This window comes from Billgrantia endophytica, assembly GCF_002879615.1.
Classification (GTDB): Bacteria; Pseudomonadota; Gammaproteobacteria; order Pseudomonadales; family Halomonadaceae; genus Halomonas; species Halomonas endophytica.
The window spans coordinates 89,319-105,486 of sequence record NZ_PNRF01000027.1 but is presented as its reverse complement, the minus strand read 5'-3'; the positions used below and the strand labels follow the sequence as shown (position 1 = coordinate 105,486).

Sequence of the window (16,168 nt, the reverse complement as noted above, 5' to 3'; positions counted from 1 at the left end):
GACCGAAAAGGAGAGAGCCTTGCCGAACAAGGTCATGCAGATCTGCCTTTCGAATGGCTGGGGCGGACTGGAAATGTATCCTGCGCGGATTATACCCGAGCTGAAGCGACAGGGGTGGAAGCCCCATGGCCTGGCGCTGGCGGGGTCCGCGGTCGCGCGCAGCCTGCGCGAGGTGGGGATCGAGCCCTTGACGGTGGCCACCAAGGGCAGGGCCTTGCTGCAGTTGGGGCGGATATTGGCCTACCTGAAGGCTCATGACATTCGTGTTCTACACTGCCATAAATCCAGTGACTTGCGCCTGGGGGCGCTATTGGTGTCCCTGAGGCCGAGCCTTAAACTCTTCTTTACCGATCATATGGGAGCCACTCGCCCCAAGAAGGATCTGTATCACCGCTGGGCCTATGGCCGGGTAACGCGTCTCTTCTCGATCAGTGAAGCCACGCGAGCCCGCAACCTGCACGCGTTCCCGCTGCCCGCCGAACGGATACACCGCTTGTATCTTGGGATCGATATCGCGCCTTACGCGCCAAGACTGGCGCCGGCGGAACGAGAGGCGCTGCGCCATGAGCTTGGCATTCCTACCAACGCCGTGGCGATCGGATTGCCTGGGCGGTTGACGAATGGCAAGGGACAGGTGCCCTGGATCGAGGCGCTGGGAATTCTGAGGAATCTGGCTCCGGGCCTGGCCTGGCATGGGGTGCTGATCGGCGGCCTGACCGCCGCGGAGGGCAGTGACGAGGCCTATGTCTCACGCTTGCAGGAGCGGGTTGCGTCATTGGGCCTGGAAGAGAAGGTCAGTTTTACCGGCTTTCGGCGTGACCTGCCGCGCCTCTTCGAAGCGCTGGAGATCGTCTGCGTGCCGTCACGAAACGAGGCCTTTGGCCTGACGGTCATCGAGGCCATGGCCGCCGGCAAGGCGATAATTGGTGCCGATAGCGGTGCCATTCCGGAACTGATCGACGCGACATGTGGACGCCTCGCGCCGCCAGAAGACACGAAGGCCTGGGCCGAGGCCATGAAAACATTGATCGACGACAGTGAGCAGCGCCAGCGGCTGGGCCAGGCCGCACAGGCCAAGGCTGTGGAACATTTTCAATTGTCATCCCACGTACAAGCCTTGCTTGACGAGTACGTGATAGGGGAATCTGACTGAATGAAAGCTTGGATCGAGAAGGGCGGCTATCTCAATGCTCGTGGACGGAAGTGGTTATCACAGCTGCGCGTGGAGCAGGTGCGGCGCATCCTGGTGATTCGACAGTGCGCCTTCGGCGACATGATGGCGACACGTCCCTTTCTTGTCGAACTGAGGCGCTTCTTTCCGCAGGCGCATATCACGCTCAGTACCGTCAGCAAGTACCAGTACGCTGTGCCGGACGATCTGGTGGACGAGGTCCATGTCCTGGATGGAGAAGGGGCACTGCGTTCGCAATGGCGTTCCCTTCATTCTCATTCGGACGTGGATGTCCTGTTCGATCTGGCCGATACGGCACGTTCCCGCTTGCTGACGCTATGCACGCCGGCCAGGGTGAAGCTTGGCTTCCCCTATCGCCGCATCTTCAATCGGTTACTCTTCGACGTGGGTATCCTGCGTTCCGATTTTCATTATGAAGCCGAAGTGCTGCTGGATTTTCTGAAGATCATGGGGCACAAACCCCAATACCCGCTGGAGTTCGACATGCCGCGGCACCGGCGAGTCCTGGCCAAGCCCCGCATCGTCTATTTCCCCTACGCGGCCGTAGCCGAAAAGTCGTTGTCGCAACAATCCTGGAGCCGGTTGATCGGTCAGGCAGCCATCGAGTTTCCCGACTATCAGCATGTCCTGCTCGAGGGAAGCAAGAGAGAGGAGTCGGGGGACTTCCTGCACGACGTGGTGGCCCAGCATGACAACGTCGTCGTGCAGGATCGCATGGGCCTGGAAAGTCTGGCGCACTGGATGGCATCGTCCAGCGTACTGGTGTCGGGAGACACCGGAGTCCGTAACCTGGCCCTGGCAACTCATACCCCGACGCTTGGCATCTTTTTCATGACCGTGCCGTTCCGATACTGGCCTCGCTATGAGAACTGTCACGACGCCGTTTTTCATCGTGATGGCCAGGTACCGGGAACGACGGACATCCTGCAGGGGCTACAGGAGTTGCTGATCCGGGTCTATCCGGAGCGAGCGGCGCCCCGTCAGTTGGCGCCTGGCGAGGCATAGCCCCGGCGAATGGCTGTCATGGCGGCCGCTGAGTGAAACTTGACCAGCGAGCGCTGCAGGCGATCGAGATTGGTTGCCTGCCAGCTGCCGGGTTCCCGCAGGCGACACCGGTCCAGGTCGATCAGCCAGACCTTGTCCCGAGCATCGACCAGCAGGTTGCGGGCATTCAGGTCGACATGGTCCAGGCCGGCAGCATGGAAGCGGGCGACGGTAGCGCCGACCCGCTTGAGCAGGGTCCCGGTGGCGGCGTGCTCCAGGAGCCGATCGGCCAGTGACCGTGCACCTGGGATACGCGCGGTGATCAGGGCGGCCCCATAGGTCAGCCCGAAGCGGGTCACACCGGCGGCGACCGGCCTCGGCACGGGGAGGCCACGTTCATACAGGTTGGCCGTCAGACGCAGTTCACGAAAGGCCCGGGTCCGCTCGAGTCCTGTCCACGGGTAGCGTGTCTCGTTCCACTTGGCCACCAGCCCACCGCGGCGATAGGGACGGAGCACCCACTCTTCCGGCCCAGCATCCAGGAACAGGCTGCTGCCGCGACCGGGGGCTTCGCCGACGACGCGGCCCTCCCGGCTCCAATGAGCGGAGTCGAAGAGTTGCGGGCCGATTTGTGGCGCCAGCTTGGCGTCACATACACTGTCCGCATCATATAGAATGTAAACCTTACCCGTCCGACATGTTGCCAAGTGCATGAAGCATCCTCTGCCTGCCCGACCTCGCCATATCGCCGTGCTGCGACTTTCCGCCCTGGGCGACGTGTGCAATCTGGTACCTACCCTACGCGCCCTGCAGCGCCAGTGGCCTGACGTACGTATCACCTGGATCATCGGCAAGGCGGAACACAGTCTACTGGCCGGTCTTTCGGGGGTCGAGTTCGTCGTCTATGACAAGAGCACCGGCCTGGCCGGGATGCGACAGCTCTGGCGCGAACTGGCCGGCACGCGCTTCGACGTGCTGCTGCACATGCAGCAGGCGCTGCGGGCCAGTGTGCTGTCCCTGGGTCTCAAGGCCGATGTCCGGGTGGGCTATGACAAGGCTCGCGCCAAGGATGCCCAGCACTGGTTCACCCATCGCCAATTGGAGGCCCACCCTCACGCCCATGTGCTGGAGTCCTTCATGGACTTCGCGCGATTGCTGGGCGTCGAGAACCTGACGCCGGAGTGGGAGATGCCGGTGCCCAACTCTGCCGTTGAGGAAGCATCGGCTCTTACCGGTGACGTTCCCTACCTGCTGATGAGCCCTTGCGCCAACCCTCGGCTGCGCAACTTTCGAAACTGGTCTGCCGAGGGCTATGCGGCAGTCAGCGAGCACGCGTGGCATCAATATGGGCTGAAAACCGTGCTGTCCGGTGGCGGTAGCACCCAGGAGCGCGAGATGGGGGAACGCATACGGTCTCTCACTCGCCAGGACATCATCATCGACGTCATCGGTGGCACTTCACTCAAGGGCTTGTTGGCCCTCATCGCCCGGGCCAAAGGGGTGGTCGCGCCCGATTCCGGACCAGTGCATATGGCCAATGCGCTCGGTACGCCGGTGGTGGGGCTCTATGCCACCACCAACCCCGATCGTGCCGCCCCGTATCGTTGGCGTGATTTCGTGGTCAACCGTTACCCGGAAGCGGTGCGTACCTACCTGCACAAGGAACCCGAGGAGATCACGTGGGGCCAGAGGGTTCGCCACCCCGATGCCATGTCATTGATTCGAACGGACGATGTGATTCAACGGCTCGATGCGTTGCTGACGCGCACGAGCGAGAGCCAGGATAGGGAGATGCCCGATGAAGCTTGACCTGACCGCGATGGAACAGGCGCATGTGCTGGTGGTGGGCGATGTCATGCTCGACCGGTACTGGCACGGAGGGACGTCACGCATCTCACCCGAGGCCCCCGTACCGGTCGTGCGGGTGGAAGAGTGCGAGGACAGACCCGGTGGCGCGGCAAACGTGGCGCTCAATATCGCCTCCCTGGGAGCGCACGCCGCTCTGAGCGGCATGGTCGGAGACGATGACAATGCCAAGCGTCTCGTTGCCCGCCTGGATGCGGCCGGAGTGAACACTTACTTCGAGAGTAGCGCGGGTATCCCCACCATCACCAAGCTGCGGGTCATGAGCCGTAACCAGCAGCTGATTCGCCTGGACTTCGAGGATGGCCTGGGCGACGTGGACACCCGCGGCTTGCTGGCTCGGGTCGAGCAGGGTCTTCCCGAGTCCGACCTGGTGATCCTGTCGGACTATGGCAAGGGCACCCTCAATCAGGTCGAAGCGCTGATCGAACGGATACGGGCAGCCGGCAAGCGTGTGCTGGTGGACCCCAAGGGAAACGATTTCCACAAGTATCGTGGTGCCAGTGTCATCACGCCCAACCTGGCCGAGTTCGAAGCGGTGGTCGGCCATTGTCATGACGACGATACATTGGCCGCACGGGGTGCGGCACTATGCGCCGAGCTGGAGCTCGAGGCCCTCCTGATCACCCGTAGCGAAAAAGGCATGACCCTGATACGGCCCGACCACGAGCCGCTGCACCTGCCGACCCGGGCCAGGGAAGTGTATGACGTGACCGGTGCCGGCGACACGGTGATCGGGGTGCTCGGTCTGGCGCTGGCGGCCGGCCACGGCTTTCCCGAGGCCATGATGCTGTCGAATCTGGCCGCGGGGCTGGTGGTGGCCAAGCCGGGAACGGCCACGCTGTCCATTGCCGAGCTCTATACGGCCCTGCATGGCGACAAGCTGGCGGAATTCGGGGTGATCGAGCAATCGGCGCTCATCGAGGCCGTACGAGCCGCCCAGATCCGCGGCGAGCGGGTGGTGATGACCAATGGCTGCTTCGACATCCTCCATGCCGGCCATGTGGCGTATCTGGAGCATGCCCGCCAGCTCGGCGACCGGCTGATCGTGGCGGTCAACGACGATGACTCCATCGCCCGACTCAAGGGGCCCAAGCGGCCCATCAACCCCTTGCTTCGGCGCATGCAGGTGCTTGCCGGGCTGGGAGCCGTGGACTGGGTAGTGCCGTTCGATGAGGACACGCCGCAGCGCTTGATCGAAGCGGTGTTGCCGGATGTGCTGGTCAAGGGCGGCGACTACCGGGCCGAGGATATCGCCGGTGGCGATGCGGTTCGCGCGGCCGGCGGAAAGGTCGAGGTGCTGGGCTTCGAGGACGGGGTTTCCACCACCGCGATGATCTCCACCATACTCGATCGGGAAGGCTGATGGTCCGGAGTACTGGCTCCTGGGCTCGGTGGCTCTATTCGGGTGCGCTCTATCTTCTTTCACCTCTGCTATGGCGGAGGATATGGCGTGAGCAAACGCCCGCCAACCCGAGGAAGGAGCGGCTTGGCTTCGTGCCCCGGCATCGCGGCGGGGCACCGTGCATCTGGCTGCACTGCGCATCGGTGGGTGAGGTATTGGCGGCTCGTCCACTGATCGAAGCCCTGCTCGACCGCTATCCTCATCACCGCCTTGTGATTACCACCATGACCGCCACGGGGGCCGAGAGAGTTCGCGCGCTCATCCTGGCGCGGGGCGCGCGGCTCGAGCACCACTTCATACCGATGGACTTTCCCGCTGCCACCCGGCGCTTCATCGATCGTCTGGCACCGACACTGGCGATCTTCTTCGAGACCGAACTGTGGCCCAATCTTCTGGCGGCCTGCCATCGCCGAGGAGTACCGGTAATAGTGGCCAATGGTCGCCTGTCCCCGCGCGCCTACCGGGGCTATCGCCGCTTGAGGCCCTTGATGCAGGATGCCTTGAGCCGTGTGGATTGGCTGGCCGCCAAGTCGAGTGCCGATGCCGAGCGCTTCCGCGCCCTGGGGATGTCGGCGGTTCGCACCGAGGTGGTGGGTTCGCTGAAGTATGACCTGTCACCAACGGATGAGGTGGCCACGGCGAGCAAGAGGCTGTGTACCCAGCTGGGATCGCGCCCCGTGTGGGTTGCCGGTTCCACCCACCCGGGCGAAGACGAACAGTTGCTCGACGCTCATGCACGGCTGCGCCAGCACTATCCCACCGCCCTGTTGATACTCGCTCCCCGTCATCCCCAGCGTTTCGACGCGGTGGCCGATCTCTGCCGTGAACGGAGCCTGCCGGCAGCGCGACGTTCCAGGGCTGAACTGCCCGATACCCGCACGGCCGTTTACCTGGGGGATACCATGGGCGAGCTGCTGGTGCTCTATGGCGCGGCAGACCTGGCCTTCGTCGGTGGCAGCCTGGTGCCTGTCGGTGGTCACAACCTGTTGGAACCTGCGGCCATGGGTGTGCCAGTGCTCACGGGGCCGCAGCTGGCCAACTTCGAGGATGTGGCCCTGGTACTGCGCGAAGCGGGCGCCCTTGTCGAGGTGAACGATGGTGACGAGCTGGTCGATGCCCTGCTGAGGCTTTTTGACGATGAACCCGAGAGGCACCGCCTGGCCGAGGCAGGCCAGGCGGTGATTGCGGCCAATCGAGGAGCCCTGGCGCGGACCATGGGCGGCTTGGCGGTGCTTCTGGGTGGGTGAGTGCTCGCTTACCCGTGCCGGGTCGGTGTGCGCCGCTCGACGCTACTTTCGCCACCCAACAGCAGCACGTCGGCGCCACGGGCGGCAAAGAGGCCGTTGGTGACCACGCCGACGATGGCGTTGATACGGGTTTCCATGGCGACGGGGTCGTCGATCATGAAATCGAAGCAATCGAGAATCTGGTTGCCATTATCGGTGATCACACCTTCGCGATAGACCGGGTCGGCTCCCAGTTTCACCAGTTCCCGGGCGACATAGGAACGGGCCATGGGAATCACTTCCACCGGAAGCGGGAAACGGCCCAGGCGCTCGACCCTCTTGGAGGCGTCGGCAATGCAGATGAAACGCTCGGCGCAAGCGGCGACGATCTTCTCTCGGGTAAGCGCCGCGCCTCCGCCCTTGATCAAATGTAGGTGAGCATTCACTTCGTCCGCACCATCGATGTAGAAAGGAACTGTGCCAACGCTATTGAGTTCGAAAACCTCGATGCCATGTCCATGCAGGCGCTCGGCGCTGGCTTCCGAACTGGCCACGGCACCCTTGAAGTCATCGCGGAACCTGGCCAGTCGGTCGATGAAGCGATTGGCCGTGGAACCGGTGCCAATACCGAGAATCGTGCTGCGTTCGAGCCAGGGCTCGATCTCGTCGATGGCGGCCGCGGCCACGGCGTCCTTCCGTTCGTCCTGGGTCATGTGATGCTCACAGTCTGCTTGGGTTGGCGGGTGCCGCGCCATTATAGGCCAGCCAGGGGGCTTTGCCGACGCCCCTGCTGGACGCCAATGCGGCAGGAGTGCTACCAATAGGGGTTCTCTGCAGTGCAGCACAGTACGCTGCCGCCTCCGCGCCACTCCTTGGGACATCAGGATGCTTGAAGCTACCGTAAAGAAAATTCTCCAGGCTCGAGTCTACGAAGCCGCTCAAGAAACGCCGATTTCACCGGCCCCCTTTCTCTCACGGCGCTTCAACAACCAGATTCTGATCAAGCGAGAGGACCTGCAGCCCGTCTACTCGTTCAAGATTCGCGGCGCCTACAACAAGATGGCGCAGCTGACCGAGGAACAGAAGGACAAGGGAGTCATTGCCGCCTCCGCCGGTAACCATGCCCAGGGGCTTGCCATGGCGGCGAAGCTGATGGGGGTCAAGGCGATCATCGTGATGCCGCGGATCACACCGGACATCAAGGTTCAGGCGGTGCGTGCCCGCGGCGCCAAGGTGGTGCTCAAGGGCGATACCTTCTCGGCGGCGGCGGAGCATGCCCAGGAACTGATCCGCGAACACGGCTACACCTATATCCCCCCTTTCGACGATATCGATGTCATTGCCGGGCAAGGCACCGTGGCGATGGAGATTCTTCATCAGCACAGTGGGCCCCTGGATGCCATCTTCGTTCCGGTGGGCGGCGGTGGCCTGATCGCCGGTGTGGCGGCCTATGTGAAGTACCTGCGTCCCGATATCAAGGTGATCGGCGTGGAAGCCGAGGACAGCGCCTGCCTCAAGGCCGCGCTGGAAGCCGGTGAACGCGTGGTGCTCGATCAGGTGGGCGTGTTTGCGGAAGGCGTGGCAGTGGCCCAGGTCGGCGAGGTGCCCTTCTCCATCGTGCGCGATCTGGTCGATGAGGTGATCACGGTCACGGCCGATGAAATGTGTGCGGCGGTGAAGGATATCTTCGATGATACCCGGGCGGTATCGGAAACCTCCGGCGCCCTCTCCCTGGCAGGCCTCAAGAAATACATCCAGCAGACCGGCGTGGAAGGCCAGACCCTGTTGTGCATCAACTCCGGAGCCAACACCAACTTCGATCGGCTTCAGCACATCGCCGAGCGTACCGAGCTCGGGGAACAGCGCGAAGCCATCCTGGCCGTGACCATCCCCGAAAAACCCGGCAGCTTCAAGAAGTTCTGCAAGACGCTGGGCCGCCGCATGGTGACCGAGTTCAACTATCGCTATGCCGACCCCGAGGCGGCCCACATCTTCGTGGGAGTACAGGTCAAGCCTGGCGGTGACGATCGTCAGGCCGTGATCGAGAAGCTGCGTGAATCCGGCTATCCGGTGGAGGATCTCACCGATAATGAGCTGGCAAAACTCCATATTCGACACCTGGGTGGAGGCCGGCCCAAGGAACACGTCGCTGAGGAGGTCTATCGCTTCGAATTCCCCGAGCGCCCCGGTGCGCTGATGAACTTCCTGACCCATCTGCCGCAGGACTGGAACATCTCCCTGTTCCATTATCGCAATCATGGCGCCGCCTATGGACGGGTGCTGGTGGGCATGCAGATTCCCAATGGAGATCGCTCCCAAGTCGAAGAATACTTCGATGAAATTGGCTATCGTTATTGGAAGGAGTCCGATAATGCGGCCTACCGCCTCTTCATGGCATGACCCCGAAGGGCAAAGTTAGCGTAGGCTTACGGCAAAGCCCCGAATTGGCAAGGGTTTCGTTTTGTAATCTTGGCCTTGAGCGGGTTGTCTTCATCGTGTCACAAGGCCTATAGTCGGCCCTGCATAGTATTTTCTGCGGCTTTTTTCAACGGCGGATGTCATCAGGGGAGCATTCAATGAAGCGCAAGCCCGATCTGGTCATGGCACTGGTGCTGGCTTTCGGCATTGGTATTGTGGTAACCGGCTACGCCCAGGCGCTGACGGGTGGTTGAATCGGCAGTCAGTGCCATGATCAGATGAAAACATCAGAACCGGCCCGGTGCCCTTCACCGGCCGGTTTTTTTTATGGTCCGCCAGACTGATGCTGTTCCCAAGGCAAACGCTGGCCTGACGACAAAATTGTCGGGAGCGGTTTTTGAACAGCCTCAATGCACCGGAATAGAGCCTGGTCTCCCGGCTGCTCGTTGGCTGATGTACGGGCCATGTGAGCCAAACTGTCCGATGCTGTCGAAAGCCTGGCACGAGCCTTGCCCAGGATGAGATCCACTGCTTGAAAGGAATGAGGAGACACTGATGAAGGTCGATGGAGGGTCAAGCTGTCTGTTCGCCAGCCAGCACGCGAACGCAACCCGCATGGATGCCAAGGTGTCGTTCGAAACGCTGCTAGCCGGGGAAACAGAGCGCAGCGAGCGCATCGCAACCCAGGCGGGATCAGCTAAGATCGAACAAGCCGATTTCACCAACATGACCCGCCAGGAGTTGCGCAACTGGATGGGCGAACAACTCCGCAGTGGGGAAATGACGGTCGATGAATCTAAGGCATTCTTGGGAATGTCGGCGATCGTCCATCCCGATCCGAGCATGGCGGCCATAGTCGAAGCCCGAATGCAGAATGAGCGTGTGAACTTCTTCGAGGCGTTTCAAAGTAACATGGAGTTCTACCGGCTGCGCGGCGACTCCGAGGCCGTGGAGCGATTGCAGGCAGCTATAGATACAATGCATCAAGCCCAAGGCCAGACAACGCGCTTCGACGCGCGCATATGAAAAAGGCCGGGCTACCTGGCCTCTCCATATAAGCTTTACGGCAAGATGTTCATACTCGCGCTCAAGGTGTTCCACGGCGCGTTGCTGGAAGTGTTTTGTCAAGCGAAGTGCCCATGGATAAGTGATTATTCATAATTAATTGCGCTTGATCAGTACTCAAGGGCGGATGATGCGGGCGTCACTGACGATGGCATCCAGAGGCACGTCCCAGGGCGCAACCGGCAGTTGTTCCACCCTTTGACACTCGTGGGCCAGCCCCAACAGCCTCGGCCGGGGGCCGGGCCGGCGCGTGAAGGCGAGACTGCGGTCGTAGAAGCCCCCTCCCATGCCCATGCGCTGCCCCTGGTCGTCGAAGCCGACCAGGGGCAGCAGGATCAGGTCCAGCGCCCAGGTGGGCAGGCGGCGAGCCCGGTGGGCGCCGTGCTGTGTGTCGGGCTCGGGGATGCCGAAGCGATTGCGCACCATGGGGGTGCCCCGGTGGTAGTGCACGAACCAGAGGGAATTGGACGACAGGGGCTTGAGCACCGGCAGATAGATGCGCACGGATCGGTCTTTCAGCCAGGCAATCAACGGGCTGGGGTCTATTTCCCCGTCATTGGGCAGGTAGAGGGCCACCCGGCGGGCACGGCGGATCTCGGGAAGCTGGCGCAGGCGGCGGCATAGTGCCCGGGCTGCGTTGCGTTGCTGGTTCGGAGTCAGTGCCCTGCGTCGACGCCGCAACTCCTGCCGCAACTGGCGGCGCGGATCAGGCGAGTCGGATGGGAAGGGTTTGGAAAGGCCGCTCATGATGCGATGGGGTTCCCCAGAGTGCCGCTGTCATTCTGGCCCTTGAACCCTTGGTTCAAGGTGGGTGGCCGCAGCCGAACCGTCAGGCTTTCCGTCGCACGGACATGCACACGGGTCCGGCTAGCAAATGGCCGCCCTGGGTATTGCTCATAGGCTCGAGGGACTATAACGACTGGCCAACACCCCAGGGAACACCTCCATCCTATCAGAGCTGGCAGGTACGTCCAGTGTCATTCGGTCGTGGTCTGCCCCGGGGCGGTGGTACCCGCTATGGCCCGCTCCAGTTGTTCACTGAGCCGATTGAGGTTCTGCTCTCCGGCGCGGCGCTCTTCCAGTGCCTCGAGGAGTTCGTGGGTAATGTTGAGTGCGGCCATCATGGCGACCCGCTCGCTGCCCAGCAGTGAATTCTGTGAATGGATGCCGTGCATGGCACGATCCAGGTAGCGGGCGGCACGGTCAAGCTTGTGCTCTTCGCCCGGGTTGCAGGCAATCACATAGTGACGGCCCAGCAAGGTGATCTCGGTGGTGGGCCGAGAGGCGTTATCGCTCATGGAGGGCTCCGGTGTCGGCTTGTCAGCCCGATGCGTTAACATCCTATCAATCAAGACGCGTCATTCAGCCATTCACTATAAGAGAGCCGCTCACAGGCGGTCAACGCGCCACGTAGTGTACTGGATGACCCTCATCGCTGCCCGACCTGGAGACACGACCATGCCACCGACCGACGAACGTCCGGATTTCTCCACCGTTGCCGACCTTTTTCTACTGCATGGCAGCATGCAATCCCCTTCCTTTCTCGACGGACGGCTGTGCGCCGCACTGGCGCTGCATGAACTGAGCGCCACCGCGTGGCTGGAAGAGACCTGCATGGGGCTGGGGGTCGAGCAGCCCCGCGACCGCGACAGTGCCGAGGCCCTGTTGGCCTGGCGGCGGCACACACTGGAGACACTGGCGGACAATTCGCTCAACTATGAGCCGCTCATTCCCGATGAGCTCTACTCCCTTGCCGAACGCGCCCAGGGACTGCGGGAGTGGACGATGGGCTTTCTGGAAGTCATCCAGGATGCCGGCAACGAGCCGCGAGAAGGGTGGTCCGAACCGCTGCGCGAGGCCGTGGACGACCTGGCGGCACTGGCTGCCATGGATACCAACATCGATGACAGTGCCGAAAACGAGAATGACCTGTTTGCCTTGACCGAACATGCGCGCATGGCCGCCATGCTGTTGTATACCGAGCAGCGACCGGGCCAGCCGCAGGTGGAAGCGGGCGAGCCCACACGGCACTGACGATTATCTGACACAGACCCTTGCAAGGAGCCGCGATGCTACCCGAACCCCTGCCCCGCCCCGATCCCATTTCCCACGAGGAATACCGGGCTCGCCGCCGGGCCATCATGTCCGAGCTTCCGAAGGATGGCGCCGTCCTGTTGAACGGCGCCTCACTGGTGACGCGTTCGCGGGACAGCGATTTTCCCTTTCGCCAGAACAGTGACTTCCACTATCTGTCCGGCTTTCCCGAGCCCGATGCGCTGCTGCTGCTGCTGCCGGGACGCCCCGAGGGCGAGAGCGTGCTGTTCTGCCAGGACCGCGACCCGGCACTGGAGGCCTGGACCGGCATTCGGCTGGGTGCAGAGGGAGCGGTGCGCGAGCACGGAGTCGACCAGGCCTTCGAGAATGCCGAGCGCGACGAATGGCTGGAAGCGCTGCTGGATGGGCGTACGACCCTCTACCTGATGCTCGATGACGCCGAGGCAATGGCGCTGGCTGACGAGGTGCGTGGACGGCTGACGACCCGCATTCGCCGTGGTGCCCAGCCGCCCCGCACTTTCGTCGACCTGGCGCCGCTGCTGCATGAGCGTCGTCTGATCAAGAGCGAGGGTGAGCTGTCGTTGATGCGTCACGCGGCCGCGATATCGGCCCGGGCCCATATGCGCGCGATGCGCTCCGCCCGCCCGGAGCTGACCGAATATCACCTGCAGGCCGAGATAGAGCATGAATTCCGCTGGCATGGCGCCAGTGGGCCCGCCTATGCCAGCATCGTTGGTAGCGGTAGCAACGCCTGTGTGCTGCACTACATCGAGAATAGCGAGACGCTGCGTGATGGTGAGCTGATCCTGATCGATGCCGGCGCAGAATTCGACCTCTATGCGGGAGACATCACCCGCACCTTTCCGGTCAATGGCCGCTTCAGTGAAGCGCAGCGGGCCCTGTATGACGTCGTCCTGACGGCCCAGCAGCGTGCCGTTGCGGCGGTTAGGCCCGGGGTGACGCTGGCCGAGATCCATGATGGCGTGGTCCGTGACCTGACGGCCGGACTGATTCAGCTGGGCCTGCTCGAAGGTGAGGTCGAGGCACGCATGAAGGATGATGGCTTCAAGCGGTTCTACCTGCACTCCACCTCCCACTGGCTGGGGCTCGACGTACATGATGTCGGTGCCTATCGCCAGGACGACGCCCCCCGGCCCCTGGAGCCGGGCATGGTTCTTACCATCGAGCCTGGCCTGTATATCCCCGTGTCCGATGATATTCCCGAGAGGTTTCGTGGCATCGGCATTCGCATCGAGGACGACGTCGCGGTGACGCCCGACGGACAGGAAGTACTGACGGCTGCCGTGCCAAAGCGGGCAGAGGAAATCGAGGCCCTGATGGCGAAGAATTGACCGCCGGGAAAGGAGAACGACATGACGTTATGTAACGTACATTACGCCTTATGCCCTGCCGTGGAGGGCGGGAAATGAACACGGCCCTGGCCCAGTCGCGTAATGAAACATGTAACGTGGACGTCGCCATTGTGGGCGGCGGGCTGGTAGGGGCCAGCCTGGCCTGCTCGTTGGCCCCCTTGATAGAGCGTTTCGGCCTGACGGTAGCGGTGATCGAGGCTGCCCCCATGCTGGATGCCGTCCAGGCGCCCTGGCAGCCCAGCTTCGATGCGCGCTCCAGTGCCATTGCCCAGGGCTCGGCCGAGCGATTCCGGGACATGGGCCTATGGGAAGCGATGCTCGAGGCTGCCGCACCCATATCGCAGATCCATGTCAGCGAACGGGGGCGACTGGGTGTGACCCGGCTGCTGGCCAATGAACTGGATCAGTCGGCGCTGGGCTATGTCATCCCCAATGCCTGGATGGGGCGTGTGCTGCATCATCGCCTTTCCGGGCTGCCCCTGGCCTGGCACTGCCCCGCTACCGTTGTGGAGGTCGAGCCCGAGGCGGAAGGGCATCGGTTGACCCTGTCCGATGGCAGCACTTTCCAGGCAGGGCTGACCGTACTGGCCGACGGTGGCCGGTCCGGGTTCAAGGAGCGCTTGGGTATCGGCAGTGATGAAACGCCCTACGACCAGGTGGCCCTGATCGCCAACGTCGAGGTGAGCCATCCCCACGGCGGCACGGCATATGAGCGCTTTACCCGTGAAGGGCCCATTGCCCTGCTACCGCTTCAGGGTCAGCAGATGGCGCTGATCTGGACCCATGAGGCAGGCCGAGAGGCGCCTCGCCTCGCTCTCGGGGATGGCGCTTTCCTGGCTGAGCTGCAGCAGGCCTTCGGCGACCGTGCCGGACGCTTCCGCCGGGTTGGCAGGCGCCATGCCTACCCGCTCACGCTGGTCACGGCACGGGAGTCCATACGGCCGGGATTGGCGGTGCTGGGCAATGCAGCCCATTCTCTGCACCCGGTGGCGGGCCAGGGTTTCAACCTGGCCCTGCGTGGCGTGACGGACCTGGTGGCGGCCCTGGGGATGGCGCTGGAAAGCGACGAAGCCGTTGGCGGCATGCTGGCCCTGCGGGATTTCGAGGCCCGCCGTATCGTCGACCGGCACAACGTCGTCCGTTTCAGTGATGGCCTGGTGCGGCTATTCGGTATCGATAACGTCCTGCTGTCCCATGTCCGGGCGATGGGGCTGGTTGGCCTCAACCTGATGGGGCCGCTGCGTCGTGGGCTGGCCCGTCGGGCCATGGGTCTGGAACGCTGAAGGAAGACGATATGGGCGATCTGGCGGGACAGGACGTGAGACAAGGAAACGGGGAATGACACAAACGGCTGGGCAGGAACGAACGAACTTCGAGGTCATCATTGTCGGCGGAGGCATGGTGGGGGCAACCCTGGCGGTCCTGCTGGGCCAGGCGGGTGTGGCGGTGGCGCTGCTCGACGCACGTCACGAGGCGTTGGCGGGCGATGACGTGGGACGCGGCCGGCCGGGAATGCGAGTCAGTGCCTTGACCCCGGTTTCCCAGCGCCTGCTGGAAGGCCTCGGCGCCTGGTACTGGATGCAGCAGAGGCGGGTCACCCCGTATCGGCATATGCAGGTATGGGACAGCGAAGGCAGTGGCGAGGTAGCCTTCTCCGCAGAACAGGCCGGCGTTCCGCTATTGGGCCATATCGTCGAGAACGATGTGATCCTGGCGGCGCTGGAGGCGCGTCTGGCCGAGTTGCCGACGGTGACGGTACGTCTTGGTGCCCGGGTGTCGGGGCTGGAAAAACGCTCCGATAGTCGCGAGGTCCTGCTGGAGGACGGGCACCGCCTGGCGGCACCGTTGGTGGTGGCAGCCGATGGCGCCCTCTCCCCGCTCAGAGAACTGGCCGGCATCGAGGTCAGCGCCCACGACACCGGCCATATGGCCGTGGTGACCACGGTCCGCACGGAACGGCCCCATGGTGGCGTGGCACGCCAGGTCTTCCTGCCGACCGGCCCGCTGGCGTTCCTGCCGCTCACCGTGGACGGCGATGATCGCTACTGCTCCATCGTCTGGTCGACGTCGCCGTCGGAAGCGGCGCGGCTGGTCGAGCTGCCTTCCGGGGCACTGGGCCGGGAGTTGGCCTTGGCATTCGAATACCGCCTGGGCGAGGTGGACGTGACGGACAGAGCCCTCGCCGTACCGCTGACCCAGCGCCATGCCAAGCAGTACGTTCAGCAAGGCTTGGCACTGGTCGGCGATGCGGCCCATAGCATCCATCCCCTTGCCGGGCAGGGCGTGAACCTGGGACTGATGGATGCGGCGGTGCTGGCGGAAGAGATCATCATGGGGCGCCGCCGAGGCATGAGCATGGGAGACGAGAATGTGCTGGGTCGCTATGCCCGGCGTCGGCGTGGGGACAACACGGCCATGCTGGCGCTGATGGACGGCTTTCGCCTGCTGTTCGGCAGCCGTAACCCGGCGCTTACCCTGGCGCGCAATCTGGGGCTGTCCGGGGTCGACCGGCTGGTGCCGGTCAAGCGGCTGCTGATGCGACAGGCAACCGGTCATCGTGGCCGCCTGCCCGCGTCATGTCGCTGAA

15 protein-coding genes and 1 other RNA gene are annotated in these 16,168 nt (G+C 63.1%); 11 read left to right on the top strand and 5 right to left on the bottom strand.

Going from position 1 to position 16,168, the window contains the following annotated elements; translation table 11 throughout:
* Window positions 1-19 precede the first annotated feature (19 nt).
* A complete protein-coding gene (locus tag C1H69_RS12545) occupies window positions 20-1,153 on the top strand; it encodes a glycosyltransferase family 4 protein (protein ID WP_240609930.1) in 1,134 nt (377 codons plus the stop codon).
* Window positions 1,154-2,197, top strand: coding sequence for a glycosyltransferase family 9 protein (locus tag C1H69_RS12540; protein WP_102653747.1), 1,044 nt, complete (start codon window positions 1,154-1,156; stop codon window positions 2,195-2,197).
* Here the strand turns inward: C1H69_RS12540 and C1H69_RS12535 are convergent.
* The gene (locus C1H69_RS12535; RefSeq protein WP_102653746.1) at window positions 2,173-2,889 is read right to left on the bottom strand and encodes a 3-deoxy-D-manno-octulosonic acid kinase; all 717 of its coding nucleotides are present in this window, start codon (window positions 2,887-2,889) and stop codon (window positions 2,173-2,175) included. The two genes, C1H69_RS12540 and C1H69_RS12535, sit on opposite strands and share 25 nt — an antisense overlap.
* Here C1H69_RS12535 and C1H69_RS12530 point away from each other — a divergent pair.
* The 3 genes from C1H69_RS12530 to waaA are packed head-to-tail and all read left to right on the top strand — an operon-like array spanning window position 2,888 to window position 6,691.
* On the top strand, window positions 2,888-3,985 hold the full coding sequence (locus C1H69_RS12530; protein WP_102653745.1) for a glycosyltransferase family 9 protein: 1,098 nt from the start codon (window positions 2,888-2,890) through the stop codon (window positions 3,983-3,985). The two genes, C1H69_RS12535 and C1H69_RS12530, sit on opposite strands and share 2 nt — an antisense overlap.
* Window positions 3,975-5,405, top strand: a complete 1,431-nt coding sequence (hldE, locus tag C1H69_RS12525; protein WP_102653744.1) for a bifunctional D-glycero-beta-D-manno-heptose-7-phosphate kinase/D-glycero-beta-D-manno-heptose 1-phosphate adenylyltransferase HldE — start codon at window positions 3,975-3,977, stop codon at window positions 5,403-5,405. The genes C1H69_RS12530 and hldE overlap by 11 nt, the downstream gene beginning before the upstream one ends.
* Complete coding sequence (gene waaA / locus C1H69_RS12520; RefSeq protein ID WP_102653743.1) at window positions 5,405-6,691, top strand: lipid IV(A) 3-deoxy-D-manno-octulosonic acid transferase; 1,287 nt, start codon at window positions 5,405-5,407, stop codon at window positions 6,689-6,691. Before hldE ends, waaA begins: the two co-directional genes overlap by 1 nt.
* An 8-nt stretch (window positions 6,692-6,699) precedes the next feature.
* On the opposite strand, the gene rpiA is transcribed toward waaA, so the two are convergent.
* Window positions 6,700-7,383, bottom strand: a complete 684-nt coding sequence (gene rpiA / locus C1H69_RS12515; protein WP_102653742.1) for a ribose-5-phosphate isomerase RpiA — start codon at window positions 7,381-7,383, stop codon at window positions 6,700-6,702.
* A gap of 172 nt (window positions 7,384-7,555) precedes the next feature.
* On the opposite strand from rpiA, the gene ilvA reads away from it, so the two are divergent.
* Window positions 7,556-9,070 carry a threonine ammonia-lyase, biosynthetic gene (ilvA, locus tag C1H69_RS12510; protein ID WP_102653741.1) on the top strand — a complete coding sequence of 505 codons (1,515 nt, stop codon included), beginning with the start codon at window positions 7,556-7,558 and terminating at the stop codon, window positions 9,068-9,070.
* 573 nt (window positions 9,071-9,643) lie between these two features.
* Complete coding sequence (locus C1H69_RS12505) at window positions 9,644-10,114, top strand: hypothetical protein (protein ID WP_102653740.1); 471 nt, start codon at window positions 9,644-9,646, stop codon at window positions 10,112-10,114.
* Between the two features lie 156 nt (window positions 10,115-10,270).
* On the opposite strand, the gene C1H69_RS12500 is transcribed toward C1H69_RS12505, so the two are convergent.
* The 3 genes from C1H69_RS12500 to C1H69_RS12490 all read right to left on the bottom strand — a co-directional run bounded on the left by C1H69_RS12500 (window position 10,271) and on the right by C1H69_RS12490 (window position 11,451).
* The gene (locus C1H69_RS12500) at window positions 10,271-10,900 is read right to left on the bottom strand and encodes a 5-formyltetrahydrofolate cyclo-ligase (RefSeq protein ID WP_102653739.1); all 630 of its coding nucleotides are present in this window, start codon (window positions 10,898-10,900) and stop codon (window positions 10,271-10,273) included.
* 9 nt (window positions 10,901-10,909) lie between these two features.
* A non-coding RNA gene (gene ssrS / locus C1H69_RS12495) (6S RNA) lies at window positions 10,910-11,094 on the bottom strand.
* Between the two features lie 36 nt (window positions 11,095-11,130).
* Window positions 11,131-11,451: a cell division protein ZapA gene (locus C1H69_RS12490; RefSeq protein ID WP_102653738.1), complete on the bottom strand. Its 321-nt coding sequence runs from the start codon at window positions 11,449-11,451 to the stop codon at window positions 11,131-11,133.
* A 160-nt stretch (window positions 11,452-11,611) separates the two neighbouring features.
* Here C1H69_RS12490 and C1H69_RS12485 point away from each other — a divergent pair, with 160 nt between their 5' ends.
* The 4 genes from C1H69_RS12485 (at window position 11,612) to C1H69_RS12470 (ending at window position 16,167) form a co-directional block, all read left to right on the top strand.
* Window positions 11,612-12,187, top strand: coding sequence for a UPF0149 family protein (locus C1H69_RS12485; RefSeq protein WP_102653737.1), 576 nt, complete (start codon window positions 11,612-11,614; stop codon window positions 12,185-12,187).
* 35 nt (window positions 12,188-12,222) lie between these two features.
* Entirely contained in the window at window positions 12,223-13,560 is a 1,338-nt protein-coding gene (pepP, locus tag C1H69_RS12480; RefSeq protein ID WP_102653736.1) for a Xaa-Pro aminopeptidase, read from the top strand.
* Between the two features lie 74 nt (window positions 13,561-13,634).
* Window positions 13,635-14,864 (top strand): 2-octaprenyl-6-methoxyphenyl hydroxylase, encoded by a 1,230-nt coding sequence (ubiH, locus tag C1H69_RS12475; RefSeq protein ID WP_102653735.1) that lies wholly within the window; start codon window positions 13,635-13,637, stop codon window positions 14,862-14,864.
* Between the two features lie 55 nt (window positions 14,865-14,919).
* Window positions 14,920-16,167 carry a UbiH/UbiF/VisC/COQ6 family ubiquinone biosynthesis hydroxylase gene (locus C1H69_RS12470; protein WP_102653734.1) on the top strand — a complete coding sequence of 416 codons (1,248 nt, stop codon included), beginning with the start codon at window positions 14,920-14,922 and terminating at the stop codon, window positions 16,165-16,167.
* Window position 16,168: the final 1 nt, after the last annotated feature.

What these genes read in the sequence shown, in the direction of transcription:
- C1H69_RS12540 (WP_102653747.1), top strand. Translation starts at nt 1,154, where the DNA reads ATGAAAGCTTGGATCGAGAAGGGCGGCTATCTCAATGCTCGTGGACGG.
- C1H69_RS12530 (WP_102653745.1), top strand. Translation starts at nt 2,888, where the DNA reads ATGAAGCATCCTCTGCCTGCCCGACCTCGCCATATCGCCGTGCTGCGA.
- C1H69_RS12535 (WP_102653746.1), bottom strand. Translation starts at nt 2,889, where the DNA reads ATGCACTTGGCAACATGTCGGACGGGTAAGGTTTACATTCTATATGAT.
- hldE (WP_102653744.1), top strand. Translation starts at nt 3,975, where the DNA reads ATGAAGCTTGACCTGACCGCGATGGAACAGGCGCATGTGCTGGTGGTG.
- waaA (WP_102653743.1), top strand. Translation starts at nt 5,405, where the DNA reads ATGGTCCGGAGTACTGGCTCCTGGGCTCGGTGGCTCTATTCGGGTGCG.
- rpiA (WP_102653742.1), bottom strand. Translation starts at nt 7,383, where the DNA reads ATGACCCAGGACGAACGGAAGGACGCCGTGGCCGCGGCCGCCATCGAC.
- ilvA (WP_102653741.1), top strand. Translation starts at nt 7,556, where the DNA reads ATGCTTGAAGCTACCGTAAAGAAAATTCTCCAGGCTCGAGTCTACGAA.
- C1H69_RS12505 (WP_102653740.1), top strand. Translation starts at nt 9,644, where the DNA reads ATGAAGGTCGATGGAGGGTCAAGCTGTCTGTTCGCCAGCCAGCACGCG.
- C1H69_RS12500 (WP_102653739.1), bottom strand. Translation starts at nt 10,900, where the DNA reads ATGAGCGGCCTTTCCAAACCCTTCCCATCCGACTCGCCTGATCCGCGC.
- C1H69_RS12490 (WP_102653738.1), bottom strand. Translation starts at nt 11,451, where the DNA reads ATGAGCGATAACGCCTCTCGGCCCACCACCGAGATCACCTTGCTGGGC.
- C1H69_RS12485 (WP_102653737.1), top strand. Translation starts at nt 11,612, where the DNA reads ATGCCACCGACCGACGAACGTCCGGATTTCTCCACCGTTGCCGACCTT.
- pepP (WP_102653736.1), top strand. Translation starts at nt 12,223, where the DNA reads ATGCTACCCGAACCCCTGCCCCGCCCCGATCCCATTTCCCACGAGGAA.
- ubiH (WP_102653735.1), top strand. Translation starts at nt 13,635, where the DNA reads ATGAACACGGCCCTGGCCCAGTCGCGTAATGAAACATGTAACGTGGAC.
- C1H69_RS12470 (WP_102653734.1), top strand. Translation starts at nt 14,920, where the DNA reads ATGACACAAACGGCTGGGCAGGAACGAACGAACTTCGAGGTCATCATT.